Genomic DNA, 6511 nt, shown 5'->3' with positions numbered 1-6511 from the left:
CTTCGGCATCGTCGGATGTCCTCCTGTGGCTCAACCCGCCAGCAACCTCCCCTCCCATCGACCATCAGTCACCCGGCGGTCCCCCTGCTTGTCTGCTCACTCGCTGCTCAGGATCAGATCCACACCCATCCGCGAACGTGATGTGCGTCGAGACGCGCTCACCGTTCGCACGCTCGATGACGCGCCGCTCGTAGCGAAACGCGGGTGTGGGGCTCCCTTCGGGCGTCACTGTCCCGACGTAGATCAGCTCACCGTGGCTCGCGGCCGGTGTCGCCAGCCGCGCCGCCTGGACGGGGGTGATGGATGCGTGCCCACAGCCCACGACTCCGCAAACAGCGAAGAGCAACGAATAGCGCCGGTTCATGTGAAGATGGTGCAGCACCCTGGGAGTCGCCAACAATGTCGCAGGCCGCCAAACCACTGTCCGAGGGCGACATCGCCGCGTGCAACGTCCTGCCCGCGTTCGAAGCGTCGCTCCGGTTCGGAGCCACCGAGGACGAGCTGGCCGACCGGATTGGCTGGCGCCGGAAGGCGTTGCTCGAGCCTGACGCGCGGGTCAGCGGTGCGTCGACCTACCAGCACATGGAGCTGATGTACTCGAAGCCCCGCTATGCCGAGTTCGTCATCGCCGCGGTTCGAGCCTATGACGTCAAGAGCCTCGGCGTCGTGGGCCTCGCATGCAAGACCGTGCCGAACATCGGCGTCGCCATGGCGTGTCATGCCCGATTCCAGAAGCTGACCAACCGCACCGCGACATACGAGACGGGGCTCCGAGACGACGGTCTGTACATCCGTGAGCAGCGAGAGGACCCGAGTCTCGGAAGTGAGCTCATCTCCGACTACACCCTGCTCGTGGCCATCCGCCTGCTTTCCCTGCTGAGCGACGCCCCCATCCCCGTGCGGGCGATGTACAGCCGCCGGGCGCGGATGCCAGCGAGGGAGCGCGCGCTCTATGAGGAGACACTCGGCGCGGCCGTGACGACGGGGGCTGCCCGCGCCGAGCTGGTCTTGGATCCGGGGGTCCTGGCCCTTGGCGTGCGCAAGGCAGACGCGGAGATGGAGGGCTATTTTCGCGGGGTCCTCGAGGATGCCCTGCCAAGGCCAGACGAGGCACCAGAGCTGCTCGTCTCGGTACAGGCCGTCATTCGTGACCACCTCCAGCAGGGCGCGCCGACCCTGGGCCAGGTCGCCCGGGTCATGGGGCTCGGCGAGCGCACGCTGCAGCGCCGACTCAGCGAATTCGGAGTCGGCTTCCAAGCGTTGCTGGACGACACGCGCAAGACGCTGGCGGAAGGGTACCTGAAGCAGCCCGCGCTGACGCTGGCCGAGGTCGCATACCTGCTCGGCTTCGTCGAGCAGGCGTCCTTCTTCCGGGCATTCCGTCGCTGGTACGGCGTGACACCCCAGGCCTACCGGATGAGCATCGCGCTACGGTGACACCGCGCGACGGGCCGTGCTGGGCCGGCCGGGGAACCACACGAAGTGCGGGAGCGCCACCAAAGCGGGTGACGCGCAAGGAACCGCGCCTCACGCAGGTGGCCGCGCTCAATCGGGATACAGCCGCTTCCATTCCTCCCGCCATTCCCGCGCCAGCGTGGACCGCGGACGGCCGTAGCGGGCCTCCGTCGCCGAGGCCGCGGTGATGCGGTCGACGCGGAAATGGCGGAAGGCCTGGCGCAGGCAGCACCAGGCGGCGACGAGCTGTTTGCCCTCGTGGAACGCGAGCTGCACGGGCCAGATGTCGCGCTGGCTCGGCTGGCCCTTCTCGTCGGCATACACGATGAGGAGCGCCTTCTCCTCGCGAATGGCCCGGCGCACCAGGCCGAGCACCGGGACGGGCGCGGCCCCGCCGCGCATCAGGATGGGCCAGAGCCCGGTGTCGTTCATCCGGTCGCGCAAGTCCTCGGGCGAGGCGGTGGCGATCTTGGCCAGGGCATTGCGCGCCGCCCCGGCGAGGCCGGCATCCGGCTGGGCCTCGACCCAGCGGGAGCCGAGCACCAGCGCCTCCAGCTCCTCGGCCGTGAACATCAGCGGCGGCAGGAAGAAGCCCGGCTTCAGCATGTAGCCCACGCCCGCCTCGCCCACGATGGGCGCGCCAAGACCGATGAGTGTCCGCACGTCGCGATAGAGCGTGCGCAGGGACACTCCCTGCTCCTCGGCCAGCGCCGCCGCGGTGACGGGGCGGCGGTGCCGGCGAAGTGCGTCCATGACTGCGAAGAGGCGTTCGGTCTTGTCCATGCGCGCCTGGGGCTCACCGGATGGTGCCATGGAACGCGCGGAGGTCGGCCGCGTAGTGCTCCGGAGCCTCGAGCGCCGGGAAGTGCCCGGCCAGCCGAGCCTCGGTCCAGTGGACGAGGTTCTGCAGGTGCCGCTCGCCCCAGGCGCGCGGCGCGGGGTTGTCGACGTCGGCGGGCACCAGGACGCCCTGCTTCACGTCATGGTGGGGCATCGGCGCCAGCAGCTCCTGGTCGGCGAAGGCCTCCTTGTACAGCCGGACCGACGAGCCAATCGTCTGGGTGAACCAGTAGACGGAGAGCAGGGTGCACAGGTCGTCGAGCGAGTAGACCGACTCGAGGCGGCCGTCCCGCAGCAGGCTGCAGCCGTGGAACTTCTCGAGGATCCACGACGCCAGGCCCGCGGGTGAGTCGTTGAGGCCGACGGCGAGCGTCTGCGGCTTGGTGCCGTGAATCATGACGTAGGCGCTCTGCGTGGCGGTCCACAGGTCGACGCGCCGGAAGTAGTCCACCTCCTCGGGCGTCGGCGCCTGGGGCCGCGGGTACCCCGAGAAGACGTTGAGGTAGTGCGCGCCCAGGAGTCGGCCGGGGTGGTTGCGGACCAGGCTGAAGCAGACCCCGGAGCCCAGGTCCGAGCACGCCACGAGGAACTTCTCGTAGCCCAGCCGGGTCATCAGCTCCGCCCAGAGATGACCCATGCGGCTCATGTTCATTCCCCGCTTCGTCGGCCGGCCCGAGAAGCCGAAGCCCTGCAGCGAGGGAATGATGACGTCGAACGACACTCCGCCCCGCTCGGCGGTGAGCAGTGGGATGAGTGGCAGGAACTCGACGAAGTTCGAGGGCCAGCCATTTGCCAGGACGATGGGGACGCGCGTCCCGCCCTGACCCGGTGCATGGACGAAGTGGACCTGCTCGCCGTCGACCTCCTCGATGAATTGAGGAACCGCGTTGAGGCGCTGCTCGGCGGCGCGCCAGTCGAACCGCTCCGCCCAGTGGATGACGAACCGCCGGAGCAGCTCGGCATCGGTGCCATCGTCCCAGCCGACGCCTTCGACTGTCGCGGGGAAGCGGGTGGCCTTCAGCCGCGCGCGGAGGTCATCCAGCTCGGCGTCGGAAATGGAGAGGGTGAATGGGCGGGTCGTACGTCGCTGGGGTGCGTGCATCCCCAGGTTGTGCCCGAGGGGTGCTGACAGGGTGTGTCAGCAGCGTGCGCCTGCTCCAGCGCCACGGTCTCGCTCGACGACCTGCTCCAGCGCGAAGCACGGGAGCAGGCCGCCATCAACGCCTCAGGCGATGAGCTCGGAGAGCACGCCCTTGGTGAGCGCCGGGTCGCCGAAGTCGTCCAGGTTCCCGCCGGACGCGTTCCTCAACCCCACGGCGGAGCCAATCGTGTTCAGCATCCGGTTATGGTTGGGATTGCCGCCGCCCGACGCCTCGACGTAGACGCCCTGCTTGAGGAAGCCGTTGCAGCTGCCCGCCAGCACGAACGGCACGTTGCGCGCCGAGTGAGCCGGCCCGTTGCCCAAATCGTTGTACCAGACCGACACGCCGTGCTCGATGAGCCGCTTGCCGTCCGGCATCTGGTAGGCCGCCAGCTTGTCCAGCAGGTGCTTGAAGGTGCTCGCGAACTGCACGTCCACGTGGTGGTGCAGCAGGTCCGAGCCCGTGATGATGCCGCCGCTGGCGTCGTGGGACGTGCGCCGGTGGGACACGTAATGGAAGTTCTCCATCAACTGCCCCGTGTCCGGGTGGCGGTAGCGCGTGTCGCCATCGTTGCCGTTGCCCACCTGGATGACGGCCGCGCGATTGGTGCCGCACGCCATCGCCATCACCGCGATGTCCATGTGCAGCCGGGCGGTGGCGAGCACCTCGGTGCCGTCCGTGCTGTCATAGCCGGGCGCCTGCTGCTGGAGGATGAGCTCCTGGTCCGCGCGCATGCGGCAGCTCAGGGCGACCTCCAGGTCCCGGACGTTCGACAGGTGCAGGTCCACGCGCTCATGGTCAGACGCGCTCAGCTCGGGCCGCTGCTTGAGCGACTGGAGCTGGGCCTTTACCAAATCGTTCACGCTGCGCTGCCGGACGAGGAGCTGCTCGCGAGCCTCGGGCGTCAGTCCCCCGGGTCCGCCAATCATCGTCTGGTACGCATTCCACGGGTCATGCAGCGCGGCCCGGCGCACGTTGCTGCTCCGGTAGGACAGGCAGGGCCCCCCGAGCCAGCCGCCCCGCCGGCCCGCGTAGAAGACGAGCGAGTCACGCTGCTGCGGGTTGAGCTCGCGCCCGATGCGGTGGTCGATGGACTCGCCCGCGGACTCGGAGCCGCCGCCCGCGCCCTCCACCACGGGGCCTCGCGCGGTCAGCCCCTGCATGGCGCCGCGGGCGTGGCCGTCCCCGTAGTTGTAGTCCCGCATGTTGACGTTGCGCACGAGCAGCAGGTGCGCGCGGTGGGCCTCGAGCACGCCCACGGCCCGCCCGGCCATGCTGTCCGCGGTGAGCGCCCCCAGGGTGCGCGGCCAGAAGCGCTCCGGCTCCGCGCCCAGCTCCGACGTCGTCTGGGCCGAGGCGACGCCGTTGGCCTGTCGGAAGAAGATGGCGTACGGCCGCACCACCGGGTCCGCCGCGAGGGCGGTCCTCGGCATCAACCCCTCGAGGAACGGCAGGCTCAGCATCGTCCCGCCCAGGCCCTTCAACACCATCCGGCGACTCAGCTTCATGGCAGCTCCTCCGGGTGGCGATTCACGAAGCCCTCGCTGGTGACGACCTCCACCACGAGGTCGACGATGGACAGGTTGCCCGCCTTCGACAGCTTCCCGAGCCGCTCCACCAGCGGCGCGTCCTCGTGGGCGGACGGGCGCCCGTGGAGGTACTCCACCCAGTGCTTCGCGTAGCACGCGTGCACCGACTCATTGGCCGCGAGCGCGTCCGCCAGGTCCAGCGCGTCGCGCACCGGCACCGTCTCCCCGTTGATGTTGGGCGTCGAGCTGGCGTCCACCGGATGCCCGTTGTCCGTGGTGCGGAACCCGCCGATGGCGTCGAAGTTCTCGAACGGGAAGCCGAGCGGGTTGATGAGGTGCGAGTGGCAGCTGGCGCACGCGCTCCCCGGCGCCTCGGTGTGCGAGGCGACGACCTCGCGATTGGTGCGGCCCTGGGGGGCGGGGAGCGGCGGGATGTTGGCCGGCGGCGCGCCAATCTTCCGGCAGATGATGCGCTCGGAGACGAAGACGCCGCGGTGGATGGGGTCCGGGTCCACCGACGTCGCGTGCGAGGCCAGGAAGCCCACCTGGGTGAGCACGCCCCTGCGCTCGCGCGAGTCGAGCGTCACGGGGACGAAGTCCGCGGTGAACGCGCCGCTCAGCCCGTAGACGCGCGCCAGCTCGTCGTTGACGAAGGTGGATGGCGAGGTGAGCAGGTCGCTGTAGCCGCCCTTGCGGGAGAAGACGACGTCCTGGACGAAGAGGCTCGTCTCCCGGGCCGCGTACTCGCCGAGCCGCTCGGTCACCTGGGGATAGCGCGTGAGCGAGGGCCGGATGGCGGCATAGCGGGGCACGTCGAAGAGGGTGCGGTGGAAGGCCTCCACCACCTTGTTCGAGCGCGCGTCCTGGAGCATGCGCCTGGCCTGGGTGGCGACGCCCTCGCGCGAGTGCAGGGTGCCCTCGCTCGCGGCGGCGAACAGGGCGTCGTCCGGCATGGCGTTCCACAGGCCATAGCTCAGCCGCGAGGCCACCTCGTAGTCGTCGAGCGGCACCCGGTCCTGCACGGCCTGGGTGCTGCGCTCCACGCGGTAGAGGAAGTGGGGCGACTGGAGGAAGGCCTCGATGACCAGCCGGAGGCCCCCCTCGAAGGCCGCCATGTCCGCGTAGGCCTGGGGCCCCTTGCGGTACAGCTCGAGGTAGCTCTCCACCTCATCGGGCGTCAGCGGGCGCCGGTGCGCGCGCAGGCCGAAGGACTCCACGAAGGCGCGGGCGCGCGCTTCACCGGAGGCGGTCGACGCGGGCACCAGGCGCGCGAGCTTCGCCGCGTCCGTCGTCACCTGGCCGGCGAGCTCCGCGGCGGCGCGCTGGTAGGCGCCCCAGAGGGCCTCGTCGACGGAGAGGGAGCGCGCATCGTTGTCGAAGAGGAAGCCGCTCTGGGCGGGGTCCGCGCGGAAGGTGCCCGCCAGCGTCGTGGGCGGCGCGTCCAGCCGGAGCAGCTCCTGCACGCTGTGGGTCCACTGCACGTGCGTCAGGCGCGCCATCCGCACGGACGGGGCCGGCTTCTCGATGGCGGGCACCTTCCGCGCG

At 70.0% G+C, this 6511-nt stretch carries 5 protein-coding genes; 1 reads left to right on the top strand and 4 read right to left on the bottom strand.

Annotation, left to right across the window (positions count from 1 at the left end; genetic code table 11):
- Nucleotides 1-399 precede the first annotated feature (399 nt).
- Nucleotides 400-1437 (top strand): AraC family transcriptional regulator, encoded by a 1038-nt coding sequence (locus tag FL311_RS39670; protein WP_141332840.1) that lies wholly within the window; start codon nt 400-402, stop codon nt 1435-1437.
- 108 nt (nt 1438-1545) lie between these two features.
- On the opposite strand, the gene FL311_RS39665 is transcribed toward FL311_RS39670, so the two are convergent.
- The 4 genes from FL311_RS39665 to FL311_RS39650 form a co-directional block, all read right to left on the bottom strand.
- A complete protein-coding gene (locus FL311_RS39665; protein ID WP_141332839.1) occupies nt 1546-2238 on the bottom strand; it encodes a YafY family protein in 693 nt (230 codons plus the stop codon).
- Nucleotides 2239-2251: 13 nt separating this feature from the next.
- Complete coding sequence (locus FL311_RS39660) at nt 2252-3397, bottom strand: epoxide hydrolase family protein (protein WP_141332838.1); 1146 nt, start codon at nt 3395-3397, stop codon at nt 2252-2254.
- Between the two features lie 123 nt (nt 3398-3520).
- Nucleotides 3521-4945: a DUF1552 domain-containing protein gene (locus FL311_RS39655; RefSeq protein WP_141332837.1), complete on the bottom strand. Its 1425-nt coding sequence runs from the start codon at nt 4943-4945 to the stop codon at nt 3521-3523.
- A partial coding sequence (locus FL311_RS39650) for a DUF1592 domain-containing protein (RefSeq protein ID WP_228557393.1) occupies nt 4942-6511 on the bottom strand: 1570 nt, incomplete at its 5' end. The genes FL311_RS39650 and FL311_RS39655, both read right to left, overlap by 4 nt.

Origin of the sequence: Myxococcus sp. AB025B (assembly GCF_006518215.1) — a bacterium.
Lineage (GTDB): Bacteria > Myxococcota > Myxococcia > Myxococcales > Myxococcaceae > Myxococcus > Myxococcus fulvus.
Note: the sequence above shows the minus strand (reverse complement) of the source record. Positions and strands in the feature narration are given on the sequence as shown.

Coding starts and splice junctions, on each gene's coding strand:
- FL311_RS39670 (WP_141332840.1), top strand. CDS start 400: ATGTCGCAGGCCGCCAAACCACTGTCCGAGGGCGACATCGCCGCGTGC.
- FL311_RS39665 (WP_141332839.1), bottom strand. CDS start 2,238: ATGGACAAGACCGAACGCCTCTTCGCAGTCATGGACGCACTTCGCCGG.
- FL311_RS39660 (WP_141332838.1), bottom strand. CDS start 3,397: ATGCACGCACCCCAGCGACGTACGACCCGCCCATTCACCCTCTCCATT.
- FL311_RS39655 (WP_141332837.1), bottom strand. CDS start 4,945: ATGAAGCTGAGTCGCCGGATGGTGTTGAAGGGCCTGGGCGGGACGATG.